The sequence below is a fragment of the Allobosea robiniae genome (genome assembly GCF_900102525.1).
Lineage (GTDB): Bacteria > Pseudomonadota > Alphaproteobacteria > Rhizobiales > Beijerinckiaceae > Allobosea > Allobosea robiniae.
Genome location: NZ_FNBZ01000009.1, coordinates 129434 through 147101, shown reverse-complemented (window position 1 = coordinate 147101; position 17668 = coordinate 129434). Strand labels below are relative to the sequence as shown.

Below are 17668 nucleotides of genomic sequence, written 5' to 3'. Positions count from 1 at the left end.
ATGGGCTATCGCATCGGCGTCGATATCGGCGGCACCTTCACCGATTTCAGCGTGCTGGACGAGGCGACGCTGAATCTGCGGACACTCAAGGTTCTGTCTCGTCCCGATGCTCCTGGAGCCGAGGTGCTTCAGGGGCTGGACGAGATCGAGAAGCGCTTCGGCATCGCGCCTTCGCAGGTCAGCTACTTCACCCACGGCTCGACTGTCGGCGTGAACAGCATCATCCAGGGCAAGGGCGCCAAGCTCGGGCTCATCGTCACCGCAGGTTTCCGTGACGTGCTCGAATTGGCTCGCCTCAAGATACCCGATCCCTACGACCTGTTCTCGCGCCGGCCGGTTCCGCTCGTTCCGCGAGACCGGGTGGTTCCCTTGCTGGAACGCATCAACGCCGATGGCGTAGCGGAAATCGTTCCGGATCCGGCAGCGATCGCCGCGGCGCTTGAGCAGGCAGAAGCAAGAGGCGCCGAAGCGATCGTCATCGCCTTGCTTCACAGCTACAAGAACCCGGCTCACGAGCGATCGGTCAAAGCGGAGATCAATCGCCTGCGCCCCGACCTGCCGGTTTTCTGCTCCGCAGACGTCTGGCCGATCGTCAGGGAGTACGAGCGGACCATCACAGCCTGTATCCATGGCTCGGTACAGCCGCGTGTGTCCCATTATATCGGCCGCCTCGAGGACGCCCTGATCGAGCGGGGCGTCGTTCCGGCTCCGATGATCACCAAGTCGAACGGCGGCGTCATGACCGCAGCGGCCGGCAAGGTGCGCAGCATCGAGATGCTGCTATCCGGCACGGCTGCCGGCGTGATCGGCGCAGGCTTCACGGCCAAGCTGGCCGGCTTCTCGAGGGTCATGAGCCTCGACATCGGCGGCACGAGCGCCGACGTCGCCCTCCTGAAGGACGGTATGCCCGACTTCCGCTCCGGCGAGCTCGTCGGGGCGTATCCGATCTATCTTCCGACGGTCTCGGTGTCTTCGATCGGCGCCGGCGGGGGCTCGATTGCGTCGGTGGACGCGTTGGGGGTGCTGCGCGTCGGGCCCGAAAGCGCCGGCTCGACGCCGGGGCCGGCCTGTTACGGCCGAGGCGGCGAACGAGCGACGATCACCGACGCCTTCGCGACGATCGGCGTTCTGGGGGCCGGCGGGCTCGGATACGGAGCCGTCAATGTCGACCGCTCCCAGGCACTTGCTGCACTTGAGCCGATCGCCAGGGGCCTCGACCGCTCGTCGGAGCTCGCCGCCGAAGCCATCATCCAGCTGGCCGTCGCCAACATGTATCGCGAAACGAGCCGGCTGTTCTCCCAGGTTGGCGAAGAGCCGAGCGGCTACACGCTGCTGGCCTTCGGCGGTGCTGGTCCGATGCTCGGCTGCCTGCTGGCCGATGCCATGGGGATGCAGTCGGTCATCATCCCCCAGACTCCCGGTGTTCTGGCCGCGCTGGGAGGCCTTCTGGCCGATCTGCGATCGGACTTCGTGCGCGTCGTCTTCCTCGATGTCGGCCCGAGCTCAGCCGACGGCTTGCGTCGGGCGATGGACGACCTCACCAAGGAAGCGCGCGCCTGGCTGTTCGAAGGCCAGGGCTATGCAGGCGAGGCCGCGCTGTCGATCACGGCAGACATGCGCTACCGCGGCCAGTCCTACGAGATCGAGACGCCCCTGGAGCAGTCCTGGGTCGTCGATGGCGATCATGGCGCCATCGCCGCTGCCTTCCACAAGCGCCACTCCGAAATCTACGACCATTCGGACGATGCGGCGGATGTGCAGATCGTTGCAATCCGTGTCGTCATTGCTGGCGTCACGCCCAAGCCTCACTTCGCGGAACAGCGCGTGACGCAGCAACAGGTCCAGCCTAGGAAGCTGATCCCGATCGCCCATCAGGGCTCCATCGTCGAGGCCGGCCTCTTCGATCGCAACGACCTGTCCCCGGGCTCGTCCTTCGCCGGTCCGGCCGTGATCCTGCAGGACGATACGACGACCTGGGCTCCGCCCGGTTTCGAGGGCCATGTCGATGGCTTCGGCAATCTGATCTTGAAGCGGAGTGCGATCTGATGGCGGCGCTGGATCCGGTAACGCTGCAGATCCTAAAGAGCCATTTCGAGGCTGCGGCCGAGAGCATGGCGTTCACACTCCTGCGCACGGCCCATTCCGCTTTCGTCAAGGAGACGGAGGATTTCACCAGCGGATTGACGACGCCGTGCGGGCAAACCTTCGCCAGCCCGAAGGACCTCGGCGCGACCTGGTTCATCGGGCTCGACTACAAGGGCGCGATCGACGCCGTCGCGGATTACAAGCCTGGCGACATCTGCATCACCAACGACCCGTATTCCGGCTACGTCTGCACTCACGCCCCCGACATCCACCTGTGGATGCCCGTCTTCCATGAGGACAGGCTGATCTGCTTCGCGGTCGGCCATATCCACAATACCGATATGGGCGGCGCCGTGCCGGCCTCGCTGTCCCGCGCGCTCACTGAGGTGCAGCAGGAAGGGATCCGGATTCCACCCATGAAGCTGGTTGAAGCCGGGGTGATGGATGAAAGCGTGTTGCGCATCATGCTGCGCAACGTCCGCATGCCGGATCAGAACTGGGGCGACCTGAAAGCCCAGATCGCCTCGCTCAAGACCGGTGAACGCAAGATCCGCGAGGCCGTCGCACGATTTGGCGTCGATACCGTCTGCGCCGCGACCTATGGCGTGCTCGACCTGGCGGAGAAACAGGCGCGTCAGCTCTTCGCGTCGATGCAGGACGGGGATTACGATTTCACCGACTACATCGACGAGGACAGCCCCGGCGGCATCCCCTGCCGCCTGAAACTCTCCGTCAAGGTGCGAGGCGACGAAGCGGTCTTCGACTTCACGGGCAGCGATCCGCAGCTCCAATCGGCGCTGAACATGCCGACCGGCGGTCTGCCGCGCCATATCCTGCCGCTCGTCGGCTACAATTACGTCGTTTACTCGCTCGATCGAACGGTCGCCCTCAACATGGGGCTTCTGCGACCGGTTCAGTGCATTCTGCCGGAAGGGTCCGTCGTCAATCCGGTCTACCCGGCGGCCACGGGCATGCGCAGCCTGACCTGCGCACGCATTCAAGGCATGGTCATCGGTGCCTTCTCGCGTGCGATGCCCGATCGCCTGCCTGCCGGCCCCGCGGGCGGCGGCGGCATCCTGAACGTGCGCACCACGGACAGTCGTACGGGGCGCCTGGCCATGGCCTCCATCAATCCCATTACCGGCGGCGGTGGCGGGAGTTCGTTCGAGGATGGCCAGGACGGTTCGAACTCCTTCCTGAAGAACACGCCGGTCGAGATCACCGAGGCCGAGGTGCCGATCCGTGTCAGGAGCTATGAGCTCGTGCCGGATTCCGGTGGTCCTGGTCGCTATCGCGGCGGCCTTGCGGCTCAGATGACCTTCCAGATGTTCACGCCGAATTCGGTCGTGACCGCCCGGAACCGCGACCGTGTGCGTTTCTCCTGCTGGGGGCTCGAAGGCGGACTGCCGGGCTCGACCTGCAGCTTCCAGCGCGCCAACGGCAACACGAAGCCGGAAGACCTGGGGAATACCGACGTGGTTCGCTGCGGTCCGGGCGACGTGCTGACCATTTCGGCTGCGGGAGCAGGCGGCTGGGGCGACCCGTTCGAGCGCCCGGTTCAGGACGTCCTGGGCGATGTCCTCGGGGGCAAGGTCACCGAGGGTGGCGCCAGGGCCTATGGCGTAGTGGTCAAGGACGGTGTCGTCGACGAGGCCGCCACCGAGGCCCTGCGGTCGGCTCCGCGGGAACGCATCAAAGGCATGACCTTCGACCCCGAGAGGCTGAGCTTCGAGCGTATCTGGTCGGATGCGGTTTGGGACCGGCTGTCGCAGCAGTTGTTCGCCCTGCCGGTCGAGTGGCGCTTCTTCGTCAAACACGAGCTCTTTGCGGCGGTGAATGCGGATGGCGCCGCTGACAGGGATCCGGTCGCGGCTTTGGAACGGGCCTTCGTCAATGTTCTGGCGCAGTACCCGCAGATCCTGCCTCGTCAGCTGGAGGATGCGGCGTGAATATCGAGTTCGCCAATCAGACGGTGCTCGTGGCCGGCGCTGCCCGCGGGATCGGCCGCGGCATCGTCGAGGAATTCGCAGCGAGGGGCGCCCAGGTTTTCGCGGCCGACCGGCTCAAGGAAGAGATGGCTGGCCTGCCTGCGCACCCGACGCAGCTCGACCTGCTCGACAAGGCGGCGGTCAAGGGATGGGTTGCGGAGGCCGAGAGGATCAGCGGGCGAGCGCCTGACGTCCTTGTCTATGTGGCCGGCGGGGTTCTCGGGCAAAGCGCGAAGCCGCTCGAGGACGTCGAAGAGGCTGACTGGCGCGCCGTGCTCGACGTCAATCTGACCGGCGCCTTCCTGTCGTCCCAGGCGGTTTGCCCCGGCATGAAGGCCCGCGGCAAGGGGCGGATCGTCCTGATCGCCAGCGGTGCGGGCTTGCGCACCTCGCTGACGGGCATCCAGGCTTACGCCTCCGCCAAGGCTGGCGAGATCGGGCTGGCGCGCCAGCTCGGGCAGGAGCTCGGGCCATTCGGGATCACGGTCAACGCGGTTGCTCCCGGGTTCCAGCGCACGAGCCCGGACTATGAGCGGCAATGGCAATCATACTCGGCCGAGCGGCAGGAAAACATGATCGCCAACACGGCACGACGCCGTCCGGGGACACCGCAGGACATTGCCTACACGGTGATGTTCCTTGCTTCCGACTATGCGGACTTCATCACAGGCCAGGTCGTTTCGGTGACCGGCAGTCCTTGAAACACGATAACAATGGAGGGACGGCATGACGACGACACGGAGAGACGCACTTAAAGCGGTTGCGGGATCGGTCGCCCTGGCATCGCTCTCGATCGAGGGAGTTCTGGCACAGGCTGGCGGCAAGTTCGTCTATGCGAACAACAGCCCGTACGACAATCTCGACCCGCACACGATTTTCGACACGGCCCGCGCCGCTTCGCGCTTCAATCTCTATGACGGGCTCTACCGCTGGGTCGACAACCCTCCGAAGATGATCCCATGGCTCGCGGAAAGCCATACCGTCTCGGATGACGGCAAGGTCTACACGTTCAAGCTGCGGCAGAATGCCAAGTTCCACGATGGCAAGCCGCTGACATCGGCTGACGTCGTCTATTCGATCGAGCGCATCCTCGCCCTCAAGAAGGGCCCGGCCAGTCTCTACCTCGCCAGCATCAAGCCCGGATCGACACAGGCGCCCGACCCGCACACGGTCGTCTTCAACCTGAATGCCCCATCGGCGATCTTTCTCACGACCGTGCCCGACATCCTCGTGGTCAACAGCGCGCTGGTTAAGGCCAATGAGAAGGATGGCGACTGGGGCGAGGCCTGGCTCGCCAGGAATGAGGCGGGTTCCGGATCCTATGCCCTGCGCCGGCACGATCCGGCCGTAGGCTTCACCGCACGCCGCTTCGCCGATCATTTCGCGGGCTGGACCGGTCAGCCTTTCGACGATCTGGAATTCCGCACGGTTCTCGAGACGAACACGCGCGTGCTCGGCCTGATCCGCGGCGATTTCCAGGGCGCCGACGGCTACCTTCCCTACGATCAGATCCAGCGGCTCCGGCAGTCGAGCAACGTGCAGATCATCGAGCAGGAATCGATGCGCGTGTTCATCCTGGCGCTGAACTGCACCAAGCCGCCGATGAACAACCCCAATTTCCGCCGCGCGCTGGCCTACGCCTTCGACTATGACGGCTTCATCAAGAGCATCATGAAGGATTCGGTTTCGCGCAATCCGGGGCCGAACCCGAACAATATCTGGGGCACGCCGCCCGGCCTCAAAGGCTACAGCTACAATCTCGACAAGGCCCGCGAGGAGCTGAAGAAGGTCACGGAGCCGCTGCGGCCGATCACCATCAATGCCCTTGCCGGCTTCAGCGAGTCGGAGCAGGCGGCCACGCTCTTCCAGAGTACCCTGCGCCAGATCGGGGTCGAGGTCGTGGTCGAGGTCTCGCCCTGGTCGCTCGTCTCCACCCGCATGCGCAAGGCCGATACGCAGGCGGATATCGTGCCGCTATGGAAGAGCACCTACTACGTCGATCCGAATAACTGGGTCGGCGAGCTCTATGGCACGCGTTATCACGGCACGCGCACCTTCTCGTATTACAGCAATCCCGAATTCGACAAACGGCTCGATCGTGCGCTCGTCTCGGCAGACCAGGATGAACGGCGCAAGCTCTACGAGGAGATGACCCAGATGGTGAACGACGATGCCGCCGGCATCTTCGTCTACAATACCCGCTGGTACGGACCCTATTCGAGCAAGGTCGAGGGCATCCGCTTCTCACCGGTCAGCAATGGCCAGGATATTCGCTGGGCATCCCTGAAGCGCTGAGCGGTCCTCGACTTCTCCAACCGGAGGCATCGCCATGAACTGGCTGTCAATGGTGGCGAACCGATTGCTTTGGTTCGTACCGACGCTCGTGGGGCTGCTCGCGATCGTGTTCGTGCTGTCGCGCGTGATCCCCGTCGACCCCGCGGTTTTGGCCGCGGGGGAGAATTCCTCGCCCGAGCAGGTGCAGCAGGTGCGCGAGCGGTTCGGGTTCGACAAGCCGTTGCCGGTGCAGTTCGTGAATTACCTGCGCGACATCGCGCAGGGCAATCTCGGTGTCAGCCTCTTCACCCAGCAGCCCATCATCGACGACCTGAAATCGCGCCTGCCCGCCACGCTGGAGCTGACCATCTTCGCGGTCCTGATAGCGGGTTTCATCGGCATCCCCCTTGGGGTCCTTTGCGGCCTGCACCGCAACTCGTGGATCGACCACGTGCTTCGGGTCGTGACGGTTTCGGGTCTGGCCGTGGCGTCCTTCTGGCTGGCGATGCAGTTCCAGTTCCTGTTCTCGATGAAGCTCGGGTGGCTGCCGCTGTCCGGTCGCATCGAGGGATTTCCGCCGGAGACGGTGACGGGCCTCATGCTGGTCGACGCGATGATCGAGGGCGATCGCGAGATGATCGGCTCCGCATTCCGGCACATCGTCCTGCCGACGCTCACCCTGGCCCTGCCCGCGGCGGCCACGGTCGTCCGCTTTACCCGAAACGGCGTCATCGGCGTGATCGGCTCGCCCTCCGTAGCCTACCAGACGGCGATGGGGCTGCCGCGCCGCCTGATCGTCTGGAAATACGTGCTGCGCATGGCATTGACCGCCACCGTCACGCAGCTCGGCCTCATCTTCGGCATCCTCCTGGCAGGCGCGGTCGTGGTCGAGACCGTCTTCGACTGGCCGGGTCTCGGTGCCTATGCCGTGCGCTCGATCCTGCAGTCCGACTACAACGCGGTGATGGGTTTTACCCTCTGCACGGGGGCCTTGTTCGTCCTCATCAACCTGCTGGTGGACATGCTGCAGGCCGCGATCGATCCGCGGGGGGCGGCATGATGGATCTCCTCAAGCGCCTCACCAGGGACAAGGCTGCTTTCATCGGGTTGAGCCTGTTGAGCCTTCTCGTGCTGGCTGCGCTGTTTGCGCCGCTGTTGGCTCCCTTTCCCAACGATGTCTTCGATTTCCACATCGGGAACCGACTTCAACCGCCCTCGGCCACCGCTCTTTTCGGCACCGACCGTATGGGCAGCGACATCTTCAGCCGGATGCTGTTCGGCGCCAGGATCACGTTGATGCTGGCCGGGATCGCCATCGGCTCGGCACTGGTCATCGGCGTGCCGATCGGCCTCATCGCCGGCTATTACCAGAACTGGGTCAGCGACGCGCTGATGCGGATTGCCGAGATCTTCCTGGCCGTGCCCCAGATCGTCCTGGCCATCGCCATCGCGCAGACGCTCGGGCCATCGATCGAGAACGTCATCCTGGCGCTCTCGTTGACCTACTGGCCATTCTGGGCGCGGTTGGTCTATGCCGAGACGCGGTCGATGCGAAACGAGGTCTTCGTGGAGTCCGCGGTTGCGCTCGGAGCATCGCCCTGGCGCGTCATTGTCCTGCACATTCTGCCGAACATCGCCTCGCCCATCATCGTGCGGACGTCGATCGGCATGGGCGCGACGATTCTCACCGCGGCAACGCTGGGCTTTCTCGGGCTTGGAGCGCCGCCGCCCACGCCCGAATGGGGCCGGATGATCGCCGAGAGCCGCGAGTTCCTTCCCGAAGCCTGGTGGTACGCGCTCGCTCCGGGCATCGCGATCTTCCTGACGGTGCTGGGCTTCAATCTCTTTGGCGACGGCCTGCGCGACATCCTCGACCCGCGCACGCGGCGCAGCGTCTGATCATGAGCAATCTTCTCGATATCCAGGCTCTGTCCCTGGGCTTCCGAACCGAAAAGGGCATCGCCAAGGTGCTCGACCGGATCGATATCAGCGTGAAGCCGGGAGAGATTGTCGGCCTGGTCGGAGAATCCGGCTGCGGCAAGTCAACGCTTGCCCGTGCGATTCTCGGGACGCTTCCCGAAGGCCAGACGGAGATCAACAGCGGACATATCCGGCTCGACGGTGTTGATATGCTCTCGGGTGGCAAGGCGGCCGAACATCTGCGCGGCCGCGTCGTGACCTTCGTCCCGCAGGATCCTTTTGCGAGCTTCAATCCGCTGTTCCGGATCGGTACCCAGATCCAGGACCTGATGCGCTTCAAGGCCCCGCGGGATGGAGCGGGCAGTTTTGGCCGCTCGCGGAAGGCCGACGAGGCCAGCGCGATCGCCATGCTCGATGCGGTCCAGCTGCCGCAACCGAAAGCGATCCTGGCGAAATATCCTCATCAGCTCTCCGGCGGCCAGCGGCAGCGCGTGATGATCGCCATGGCACTGCTCCCCCAGCCCCGGATGATCATCGCCGACGAGCCGACGACGGCTTTGGATGTGACGGTTCAGGCGCAGATCCTCGGGCTGTTGCGCCGGCTGGCCGTCGAACGCGGCGTATCCGTCCTGTTCACGACCCATGACCTTGGTGCCGCCTGGGAAATCTGCGACCGGATCGTGGTGATGTATGCCGGGCAGACGGCGGAGATCGCTCCGCGCGAGCAGTTCTTCGGCGATCCCCGCCACCCTTATACCCGCATGCTGCTCGACAGCCTGCCGTCCCCGGGGCGCGATCCCGTCGGCATTCCCGGCGGTGTCCCAAGCCCGCTCAAGGCTCCCGACGGTTGCCGCTTCAATCCCCGCTGCCCCCGCGCAACGGACATCTGTCACGAGAGCAGGCCGGCGCTGACGACAGGTTCCGATGGCCACGCGGTTGCGTGTCATCATCCCTGGTTGGCCAAGGCGGAGGGTGCGCATGTCTGACAGCGATAATCCCGCGATCCTGGAAGTCGACAACCTGGCCCGGCACTTTCCGGTCCGGGGTTTCCTCAACCGGCAGGTCGGCAGCCTGCGCGCGCTGGACAATGTCTCCTTCGCGGTCGAGCCGGGCGAGATCCTGGGCATTGTCGGGGAATCCGGCTGTGGCAAGTCCACGCTCGGCAAGACGCTCATGGGCATTCACGAACCCAGCGAGGGCGAAGTCCGGATGCTGGGCGAGAGGATCGCCTCGCCGGGCCAGAAGCGCGCTGCGCGAATCCGGGCGCGGCTGCAATATGTCTACCAGGACCCCGGCGCTTCCCTCGACCCGCGCTGGACGCTGCGTCGTTCGCTCCACGAGCCGCTGATCATCCACACGGACTGGCCGAAAGAGAAGCGGGAGGAAAAGGTCAGGGAGATCGTGAAGGCGGTGGGATTGCCCGTCGAGCATCTTGACCTTTACCCCCACGAGATCAGCGGCGGCCAGCAGCGACGGGTCGGTTTGGCCCGGATCCTGGTTCTCGGACCGGAACTGGTCATTTTCGACGAACCCACATCGGGGCTCGACGTTTCCGTCCAGGCGACCGTGCTGAGGCTGTTCCGCGACCTGAAGTCAGAGTTCGATCTGACCTACCTCTTCATCAGCCATGACCTCGCCGTCGTGCAGTCGATCTGCGACCGTGTGATCGTCATGTATCTCGGGAGGATCGTCGAGATCGGGCGGACCGCCGAGGTTTTTGCCGCACCACGCCACCCCTACACGCAGGCTTTGCTGTCGGCTGCCCCTGTGATCGGCGGGCCCCGCGTCACTGAAAACTTTTCCCTGCAAGGTGAGCCGCCCGATCCGTCCAATGTTCCGAGTGGGTGTCGCTTCCGTACGCGCTGCCAATACGCGACATCGGAATGCGCCGACATCGACCCGGAGCTGGATGATGAAGACGGTCACGGCGTTGCCTGTTTGCGCTGGCGCGAGTTGAGCGTGTGAAACCTGGGCATTTGGAGACCGGGTCCGCTCCATCATGGCAGCTCGCTCTCGCCACCATGGTTGCGGTACAGATGGCTACGGCCTTCCTCAGCCGCATCCCTCCCACGATTGCGCCGATCCTTGCCGCCGAGCGCGGCTGGTCGGATTCAGTGGTGGGCTATCTCGCCAGCCTGAACACGCTGGGGTCGATTCTCTTCCTCGCCCTGGGCGCGCCCTATCTGAGAGCTCTCGGCTCCGTGCGGGCGCTCCAGGCCGGGTTGATGATCGGAATCCTGGGGCTGGCGCTTTTTCTTCCGAGCTGGACGATAGCAGCATGTATGGCCTCGCTCCTCATCGGAGTTGGCTACGGGCCGTCTTCGCCCGCGGGTAACGATGTGCTTCATCGGACGGCACCTCATGGCCGTCGCAGCATGATCTTCTCGATCAAGCAGGCTGGAGTGCCCCTCGGCGGGGTCATCGCGGGGCTCGCCCTGCCACCTCTCGCAGCAGCCTATGGCTGGCGCGTCGCCCTCCTGGCATCGGCAGTCTTCGTGCTTGCCATCATCGCCAGCGTCCAGCCGATGCGAGAGGCGCTCGATCGTGATCGGGAGAGGGGCCTGAAATTCGGGCTCGGAGCCATCCTCTCCCTCTCCAATCTGGTGACGCCGATCAGGACGCTGGCAGCGTCCTCGATGTTGTTTCGCCTGGCGGCAGCCGGTGCCTGCCTGGCCATAGGGCAGGGGATCTGGTTCGCCTATCTCATGACCTATGCGGTCTCGCAGCTCGGCTACAGCCTCGAGACCGCCGGCGCGCTCTACGCGTTGATGCAAGCTACGAGCGTCGCTGGCCGTGTCTTTCTCGGTTGGCTATCCGATCACCTGGGAGCTCCGCGGCTCCTGTTGCGCGTGATCGGATTGGCGTCGGGCGCGACGTCACTGACTTTAGCCTTGGCGACGCCGGAGTGGTCCTTCCCCATATACTGCGTCATCGCAGCGATCGCCGGCGTTACCGTATCCAGCTGGAACGGCGTCCAATTGTCCGAAATTGCGCGTGCGTGCCCGCCAAGCCTGGTTCGGGAGGCATCTGCCGCCGCGACACTCGTCATCTTCCTCGGTTATGTCGTGGCCCCATCGGCGTTTGCGATGGTGCTGAGCTTCACCGGCCGCTTCGACCTCGGCTTGTTCGCCTGTGCGCTGTCGGGCGTGATCTGCTTCTTCATCGTGCCTCTGGACAAGCGCGGCGCGTAATGTCGCGAAGGCCGCCGCTCCGGCCGCCTTTGTTTCGGGTTTGGATCGTCCCGATTTTACGCCGTCATTCCGGGCTTGACCCGGAATGACGGCGCGTTTCTTTCAGGCGAGAGGCGTTCACCCGACGATTTCCTGGTCGTTCTCCGCCCGCCTCCAGAAGAGCCTGACGCCGCCTTCCGATGTGGCTTCGAGACCCGGGACGGCTGCGAGGAGCTTCTGGGTATAGGGGTGTGTCGGATTGTCGAAGATGTCGTCGCGGGGGCCTTCCTCGACGATGCGGCCGTCCTGCATGACGATGACGCGGTCCGCGACCTGCTCGACCACGCCGAGATCGTGGCTGATGAACAGGCAGGAGAAACCGTGCTTCTTCTGGAGCTCGTCGAAAAGCTCCAGCACCTGCGCACGCACGGTGACGTCGAGCGCCGAGACCGGCTCGTCGGCGATGACGAAGCTCGGCCGGCGCACGATCGCGCGGGCGATCGCAATGCGCTGGCGCTGGCCGCCTGAGAGCTCGTGCGGATAGCGCTCGGCGAAGCCGTTGCCCAGGCCGACCTCGGTCAGCACCTCCGCGACGCGGGCCTTGCGGTCGGCCGGGCTCATGTCGGGGACCAGCCTGAGCGGCTCGGCGACGAGCTGCCGGATCGTCATGCGCGGGTCGAGCGAGGAGTAGGGGTCCTGGAAGACCATCTGGCAGTTGAGGCGATAATCCCAGTAGGCGGCGTCGCTCTTCTCGATCGGCTTGCCGTTGAAGCGGATCTCGCCGCCGGTCGGCCTGACCAGGCCGGCGATCGACTGGCCGAGCGTGGTCTTGCCCGAGCCCGAGCCGCCGACCACCGCGACGACCTCGCCGGGCTGCACGTCGATGCTGATGCCGTGCAGCGCGCGCTTGGCCTCACTCTTGCGGAAGAAGCCCTGCCGGCCGGGATATTCGACGACGAGGTCGCGAACCGCGACGATCGGCGTCCTGGCCTCCGGCAGCGGGCGCGCCGGCGAGCGGTGCGGCATCGCCGAGAGCAGCTTGCGGGTATAGGGGTGCTGTGGCCGGGCCAGGATGTCCTCGGCCTTGCCCTGTTCGACCACGTCGCCCTGTGACATCACGACGATGCGGCTGCAATAGCGCGCGACCATGCCGAGATCATGCGAGATCAACAGCACGGCGGTGTGGTTCGCCTTCGTCAGCTCGACCATCAGCTCCATCACGTCGCGCTGGACGACGGCGTCGAGCGCGGTGGTCGGCTCGTCGGCCAGCAGCAGCCCGGGCTTCAAGAGCATCACCGAGGCCAGCATGATGCGCTGGCGCATGCCACCGGAGAACTGATGCGGATAGGCGGTGAGCGCGCCTTCCGGATCGCGCAGGCCGACGCTCCTGAGCATGTCGAGGATCAGCGCCCGGCGGGCGGGGGCGTCGAGCTTGCGGTGCAGGGCCAGCCCCTCGTCGAGCTGGCGCCCGATCAGCATCGAGGGGTTGAGCGAGGTCATCGGCTCCTGGAAGACCATGCCGACCTTGGAGCCGCGCATGGCGCGCAGGTCCTTCGGGCTCATCGTCATGACGTCCTGGCCGTCGAAGCGGATCCTGCCGCCTTCGAGCCGCACCGCCGGCGGGATGAAGCCCATCACCGCGCGAGCGGCGAGCGTCTTGCCCGAACCGGATTCGCCGACAATGCCGACGATCTCGCCGGGGAAGACCTGGAAGGAGACGTCGTTGACGACGGTGCGGCCGGAGCCGCCGATCTTCAAGGTGAGGCCGGCGACGTCGAGGAGTGGAGCTGTCGTGTTCATCGCGAGCCCCTCATCCGCGGGTCGAGCCGGTCGCGCACGGCGTCGCCGAGCAGGTTGATGCCGAGCAGGGTCAGCGAGATCGCGAGGCCCGGGAAGATGCCGAGCCAGACGGCCTGGCCGATATAGGGTCTGGAACCGGCGAGCATGTTGCCCCAGGTCGGGGCCGGCGGCGGCACGCCCAGTCCCAGGAAGGAGAGCGCGCTCTCGGCCAGCAGGACATAGCCGAACATCGAGGTCGCCAGCACGGTGAGCGGCGCGATGCAGTTCGGCAGGATGTGGCGGGCCATGGTGAAGGCCTCGGCATTGCCCATCACGCGCGAGGCCGCGATGAACTCGCGCTCGCGCAGCGAGAGCACGGTGCCGCGCACGACGCGGGCGACCGACGGCGTATAGGCGATGCCGAGCGCGACGATGATGCCGTATTTGTTGGCGCCGACCACCGCGAGCAGGCCGAGCGCCAGCAGGATGCCGGGGAAGGCGAGCAAGGCGTCGTTGAAGGCCATGATGATCCGGTCGGTCCAGCCGCGCATATAGCCGGAGAACAGGCCGATCAGCGTGCCGAAGACGACGGCCAGAGTCACGGTCAGGATCGAGATCCAGACCGAAGTCGCGGCCCCCGCCATCAGGCGCGAGAGCACGTCGCGGCCGAACTCGTCGGTACCGAGCCAGTGCAGCGCGCTCGGTGCGGCCAGCTTCTCGCGGAAGGAGAGCTTGAGCGGATCATAGGGCGTCCAGAGCGCGCCGGTGCCGGCGGCGAGCAGCAGGATGCCGATCAGCGTGCCGCCGACGATCGCATTGGGAGCGGGGAGCTTCATGCGGCGGGGCTTCTTCATGGAGGCGCCACCCGTCGTTGTGCTGTCGATGCTCATTGCGCCGTCACCCTTGGATCGAAGACCGGGTAGCAGAGGTCGATGACGAGGTTCACCAGCACATAGGTGAAGGCGACGAAGAGCATGCAGCCCTGGATCACCGGATAGTCGCGGGCAAAGATCGCATCGACCAGCAGGCGCCCGAGACCGGGGATGGTGAAGACCGTCTCGACCACCGCGATGCCGCCGAGGAGATTGCCGAGCACGAGGCCGATCAGGGTCCAGGTCGGGCCGAAGGCGTTCTTGAAGGCGTGGCGCCAGAGCACGGCGCGCTCCGAGAGGCCCTTGGCGCGGGCATGGGTGATGTAGTCGAGCCGGAGCACCTCCAGTGTCGAGGCGCGCGCCATGCGCAGGATCACGCCGATCTCGTGCAGGAACAGCGTCATGATCGGCATGACCAGATAGAGGATGCCGGCCCACGGGTTCTCGGCGATCGAGACATAGCCGACCACCGGCAGCCATTCGAGCTTGAGCCCGAAGAACAGCAGGAGCAGGAGACCCAGCCAGAAGGTCGGGATCGAGAGCAGCAGCGTCGCGGTCGCGACGAGGCCGAGATCAACAGCGGAATCCTGCTTCCAGGCGGCGATGACGCCGGCGGGCACCGCGACGCAGCTCGCCAGCAAGACCGCGACCAGCACGATCTGGGCGGAGATCCAGAAGCGCTGCAGGATCAGCGGCAGCACCGCCTGCTGCGACGAGATCGACTGGCCGAAATCGCCGGTCAGGACATTGCCGATCCAGATGCCGAACTGCACCGGCAAAGACTGGTCGAGCCCGAGGCGGGCCCTGAGGTCGGCCAGGCTCGCCGGCGTCGCAAGATCGCCCAGCATCAACTGGGCCGGATCGCCCGGGATCAGACGGATCAGCACGAAGACCGACACCGCCACGATCAGCAGCGTCGGCAAAGCCATCCCTATCCGTGTCAGCGCAAATCGAAACATCAAAGGCCCTCCCAAGCCTCAGAGCATCCCCGCATCTTCTTCTATGCGAACCGGGGCTCGCTTCGCTCGAAAATGCTCAAGGCCGGCTCCACCGGATGGCGGAGCCGGCAATCGCCTCACTTCGCGACGCTGACTTCCCAGAGGCGCAACTGGGACGCCCAGGGCGTCACGCCGCTCACCTTCTTGGAATGGGCGATGATGTCGAGGTCGTTATGGGTAAAGATGGTCGGGACCTCGTCGATGAAGCGCTTGTGCAGGTCGTCGAAGATCTTCTGACGCTCGGCGGTATCGGTCACCACCATCGACTTCTGGATCAGGGCGAGCGCCTCCGGCTCCTCCCAGATCTTGCGCGGCTGCTTGTCCTTCGGGCCGGCGATCTGCTCGAATCCGAGCGCGGGGTCGAAGCGGCTCGAATAGGAGAAGGACTGCATCTGGTAGTTGCCCTTGTTGTAGCGATCGAGCTGCGTCGCCCATTCCAGCACCTCGATCTCGGCATTGATGCCGACCGCCTGCATCATCGCCTGGGCGATGACGGCGGTGTTGAAGCTCGGCACCGAGGAGCGCTTGTTGGCGAGGATCGTGATCTTCTCGCCCTTGTAGCCGGCCTTCTGCAGCAGGGCCTTGGCGGCGGCGGGATCGTATTTGAAGCCCTGCTTCTCGACATCGCCATAGTATTTCGAGGTCGTGTAGACCGGCGAGTTGTTTGGCTTGCCGAGACCGTTCGAGACATTGGCGACGAGCTCGGGGAAATCGATCGCGGCGGCGATCGCCTGGCGCAAGGCCTGGTTCTTCATGACGGGGTCGCGCGTCTGGATGATCAGGCTGTGGCGCACCGGGTTCGGCGCGATCGCGAGCGTGAGGTTCGGCGCGTTCTTGAGATCGGGAACGTCCGATTCCGGCATCAGCGCCATGTCGAGCGAGCCTGAGAGCAGGCCCGCCTTCACCGTCGCCGCGTCGGGAATGACCATGAAGCGGGCTTCCTTCACCAGCGGGCGCTTCGAGCCGATATAGCCGTCGCGCTTGTCGCCCTTGGGCGAGACATACTGGTCGAAGGCGAGAAGCTGGACCGATTGGCCGCGCTTCCAGTCGCCCAGCATGAACGGGCCGGTGCCGATCGGCTTGTCCCAGCTGCCATCGGCCTTGACCGAATCCTTGTGGATCACGGCGGTGCCGCCGCAATCGGCGCGGGCGAGCGAGTCGAGGAAGAGGCCGTTCGGCTCGTTGATCTCCATCACGACGGTGTCGGCATCCGGAGCCGAGATCTTCTCGACCTTGAGGCCGTTGCGCCCGTCGAAATCGGACCGGCAGCGCCAGTCGGTCTTCGGGTCCATGTAGCGGTTCCAGCTCCACAGCACGTCGGCCGAGGTCATGGTCGCGCCGTTATGGAACTTCACGCCCTTGCGCAGGCGGAAGGTGTAGGTCTTGCCATCAGGCGAGATCTCGACCTTCTCGGCCAAGAGCGGGCCGACCGAGCCGTCCTCAGCATAGCCGACGAGGCCCTCGACCATGTGAAGCACGACGGAATCGGTATTGCCGTCGCGGTTCACGCCGGGATTGGTCGAGCGGATATCGGCGTTGAGCACGGCCGTCAGCGTCTGGGCCTGGAGGGCGCCAGCCGAGAGGGCGAGCGCGGCGGCGGAGACAAGGAAGCGCTTCATGATGTTTCCCCTGTTGTTCTTATGATCGTTCAGCCGGCCTTGCGGGCGGTGCGGATCCGGCGAAGCTCGCCGGCGAAGAAGTCCTCGACCATCGGCACGACCTTGACGCCGTCATGCGGCGTGTTCGGCACGAGGTCGAAGCGGGCGGCGATGCCGTTCTCGGCGAAGTTGTCGCGCAGGCTGGCCAGCCGCTCCGGCCGGTTGGTGCCGGCATGGTTGGCGTCCGGCATCCAGTTGCGGCCGCCCGGCTTGTGGGTGATCTCCCAGGTCTCGAGGTCGGCGGCGCCGACGATCATCTGCACTGCGACCTGCTTCATCGCGGGGATGTCGAGCTCCTGGCCGAAGAGCGCGGCGAAGTTGCGCGTGCCGACCCACCAGTCGCGGCTGGGATCGAGCAGGGTGACCGAGCCCGGCGCGCCGATCGAGACGCCCCAGAGCTTGTTTGGCTGCAGCATCAGGAAGCGATGGGCGAAATGGCCGCCGCCGGAATAGCCGAACAGGCCGAAACGATCGAAGGCGACGCCATAACGCCGAGAGACCTCCTCGACGATGGCGAGCAGCACATGATCGTAGCGGAGGTTGCCCTCGCGCATGTACTTGAAGCCGTCCTTGTTGTCGTCGCCCATCACGCCGATCGGGAAGAGCGGCGCCAGGATGATGCAGTTGTTCCAGCGAGCGAAGGCCGAGAAGGCGTCGCGATAGCCGGTGAAGCCGCGGCCGGTGCCGTGCATCGCCACGATCAGCTCGGGCTTCTCACCACCCTGGCCCAGCGTGGGCGGGACATAGAGGCAATAGGCGAAGCGCGGATCGTGCTTCGAGGCATAGATCGGGGTCGGGCCGTAATCGTAGAGCGCCTTCGCGCGCGCGGCCGCCTCGACATCGGGTTTGGCGGTCTGTTCAGCCACGGCGTTCACGGCGTTTCTCCTCTGGCGAAATTATTGGCGCCAATTATGTTGCATGGTA

14 protein-coding genes are annotated in these 17668 nt (G+C 65.1%); 9 read left to right on the top strand and 5 right to left on the bottom strand.

All coding sequences use genetic code 11. The annotated features are described in order from the left end of the window. Genes BLQ70_RS22875 through BLQ70_RS22835 form a run of 9 tightly spaced genes read left to right on the top strand, consistent with a single transcriptional unit; the run spans position 1 to position 11458 of the window. Positions 1-2046 carry a hydantoinase/oxoprolinase family protein gene (locus BLQ70_RS22875; protein ID WP_091861775.1) on the top strand — a complete coding sequence of 682 codons (2046 nt, stop codon included), beginning with the start codon at positions 1-3 and terminating at the stop codon, positions 2044-2046. Next, entirely contained in the window at positions 2046-4034 is a 1989-nt protein-coding gene (locus BLQ70_RS22870; protein WP_091861772.1) for a hydantoinase B/oxoprolinase family protein, read from the top strand. The genes BLQ70_RS22875 and BLQ70_RS22870 overlap by 1 nt, the downstream gene beginning before the upstream one ends. Further along, entirely contained in the window at positions 4031-4774 is a 744-nt protein-coding gene (locus BLQ70_RS22865; RefSeq protein ID WP_091861769.1) for an SDR family NAD(P)-dependent oxidoreductase, read from the top strand. Before BLQ70_RS22870 ends, BLQ70_RS22865 begins: the two co-directional genes overlap by 4 nt. Positions 4775-4799: 25 nt before the next feature. Continuing rightward, entirely contained in the window at positions 4800-6368 is a 1569-nt protein-coding gene (locus tag BLQ70_RS22860; protein ID WP_091861767.1) for an ABC transporter substrate-binding protein, read from the top strand. Between the two features lie 34 nt (positions 6369-6402). Next, on the top strand, positions 6403-7407 hold the full coding sequence (locus BLQ70_RS22855; RefSeq protein ID WP_091861764.1) for an ABC transporter permease: 1005 nt from the start codon (positions 6403-6405) through the stop codon (positions 7405-7407). Then, positions 7404-8246 carry an ABC transporter permease gene (locus BLQ70_RS22850; protein WP_061965816.1) on the top strand — a complete coding sequence of 281 codons (843 nt, stop codon included), beginning with the start codon at positions 7404-7406 and terminating at the stop codon, positions 8244-8246. The genes BLQ70_RS22855 and BLQ70_RS22850 overlap by 4 nt, the downstream gene beginning before the upstream one ends. A gap of 2 nt (positions 8247-8248) precedes the next feature. Next, positions 8249-9253, top strand: a complete 1005-nt coding sequence (locus BLQ70_RS22845; protein WP_210184341.1) for an ABC transporter ATP-binding protein — start codon at positions 8249-8251, stop codon at positions 9251-9253. Then, the gene (locus tag BLQ70_RS22840) at positions 9246-10232 is read left to right on the top strand and encodes an ABC transporter ATP-binding protein (protein ID WP_091861761.1); all 987 of its coding nucleotides are present in this window, start codon (positions 9246-9248) and stop codon (positions 10230-10232) included. Before BLQ70_RS22845 ends, BLQ70_RS22840 begins: the two co-directional genes overlap by 8 nt. Before the next feature lie 56 nt (positions 10233-10288). Further along, positions 10289-11458, top strand: coding sequence for an MFS transporter (locus BLQ70_RS22835; RefSeq protein WP_139163623.1), 1170 nt, complete (start codon positions 10289-10291; stop codon positions 11456-11458). Between the two features lie 117 nt (positions 11459-11575). Here the strand turns inward: BLQ70_RS22835 and BLQ70_RS22830 are convergent, their stop codons facing one another. The 5 genes from BLQ70_RS22830 to BLQ70_RS22810 form a co-directional block, all read right to left on the bottom strand. After that, entirely contained in the window at positions 11576-13237 is a 1662-nt protein-coding gene (locus tag BLQ70_RS22830) for an ABC transporter ATP-binding protein (RefSeq protein WP_091861755.1), read from the bottom strand. Further along, positions 13234-14052: an ABC transporter permease gene (locus BLQ70_RS22825; RefSeq protein WP_091862023.1), complete on the bottom strand. Its 819-nt coding sequence runs from the start codon at positions 14050-14052 to the stop codon at positions 13234-13236. The genes BLQ70_RS22830 and BLQ70_RS22825 overlap by 4 nt, the downstream gene beginning before the upstream one ends. A gap of 50 nt (positions 14053-14102) precedes the next feature. Beyond that, positions 14103-15047, bottom strand: a complete 945-nt coding sequence (locus BLQ70_RS22820) for an ABC transporter permease (protein WP_091861752.1) — start codon at positions 15045-15047, stop codon at positions 14103-14105. Positions 15048-15163: 116 nt separating this feature from the next. Continuing rightward, on the bottom strand, positions 15164-16705 hold the full coding sequence (locus BLQ70_RS22815) for an ABC transporter substrate-binding protein (RefSeq protein ID WP_091861748.1): 1542 nt from the start codon (positions 16703-16705) through the stop codon (positions 15164-15166). Between the two features lie 29 nt (positions 16706-16734). Continuing rightward, complete coding sequence (locus BLQ70_RS22810) at positions 16735-17619, bottom strand: alpha/beta hydrolase family protein (RefSeq protein WP_244512126.1); 885 nt, start codon at positions 17617-17619, stop codon at positions 16735-16737. Positions 17620-17668: the final 49 nt, after the last annotated feature.

Bases quoted from the DNA above. Each gene is read 5' to 3' on its own strand.
- BLQ70_RS22875 (WP_091861775.1), top strand. From the start codon at position 1: ATGGGCTATCGCATCGGCGTCGATATCGGCGGCACCTTCACCGATTTC.
- BLQ70_RS22870 (WP_091861772.1), top strand. From the start codon at position 2,046: ATGGCGGCGCTGGATCCGGTAACGCTGCAGATCCTAAAGAGCCATTTC.
- BLQ70_RS22860 (WP_091861767.1), top strand. From the start codon at position 4,800: ATGACGACGACACGGAGAGACGCACTTAAAGCGGTTGCGGGATCGGTC.
- BLQ70_RS22855 (WP_091861764.1), top strand. From the start codon at position 6,403: ATGAACTGGCTGTCAATGGTGGCGAACCGATTGCTTTGGTTCGTACCG.
- BLQ70_RS22850 (WP_061965816.1), top strand. From the start codon at position 7,404: ATGATGGATCTCCTCAAGCGCCTCACCAGGGACAAGGCTGCTTTCATC.
- BLQ70_RS22845 (WP_210184341.1), top strand. From the start codon at position 8,249: ATGAGCAATCTTCTCGATATCCAGGCTCTGTCCCTGGGCTTCCGAACC.
- BLQ70_RS22840 (WP_091861761.1), top strand. From the start codon at position 9,246: ATGTCTGACAGCGATAATCCCGCGATCCTGGAAGTCGACAACCTGGCC.
- BLQ70_RS22835 (WP_139163623.1), top strand. From the start codon at position 10,289: ATGGTTGCGGTACAGATGGCTACGGCCTTCCTCAGCCGCATCCCTCCC.
- BLQ70_RS22830 (WP_091861755.1), bottom strand. From the start codon at position 13,237: ATGAACACGACAGCTCCACTCCTCGACGTCGCCGGCCTCACCTTGAAG.
- BLQ70_RS22825 (WP_091862023.1), bottom strand. From the start codon at position 14,052: ATGAAGCTCCCCGCTCCCAATGCGATCGTCGGCGGCACGCTGATCGGC.
- BLQ70_RS22820 (WP_091861752.1), bottom strand. From the start codon at position 15,047: ATGTTTCGATTTGCGCTGACACGGATAGGGATGGCTTTGCCGACGCTG.
- BLQ70_RS22815 (WP_091861748.1), bottom strand. From the start codon at position 16,705: ATGAAGCGCTTCCTTGTCTCCGCCGCCGCGCTCGCCCTCTCGGCTGGC.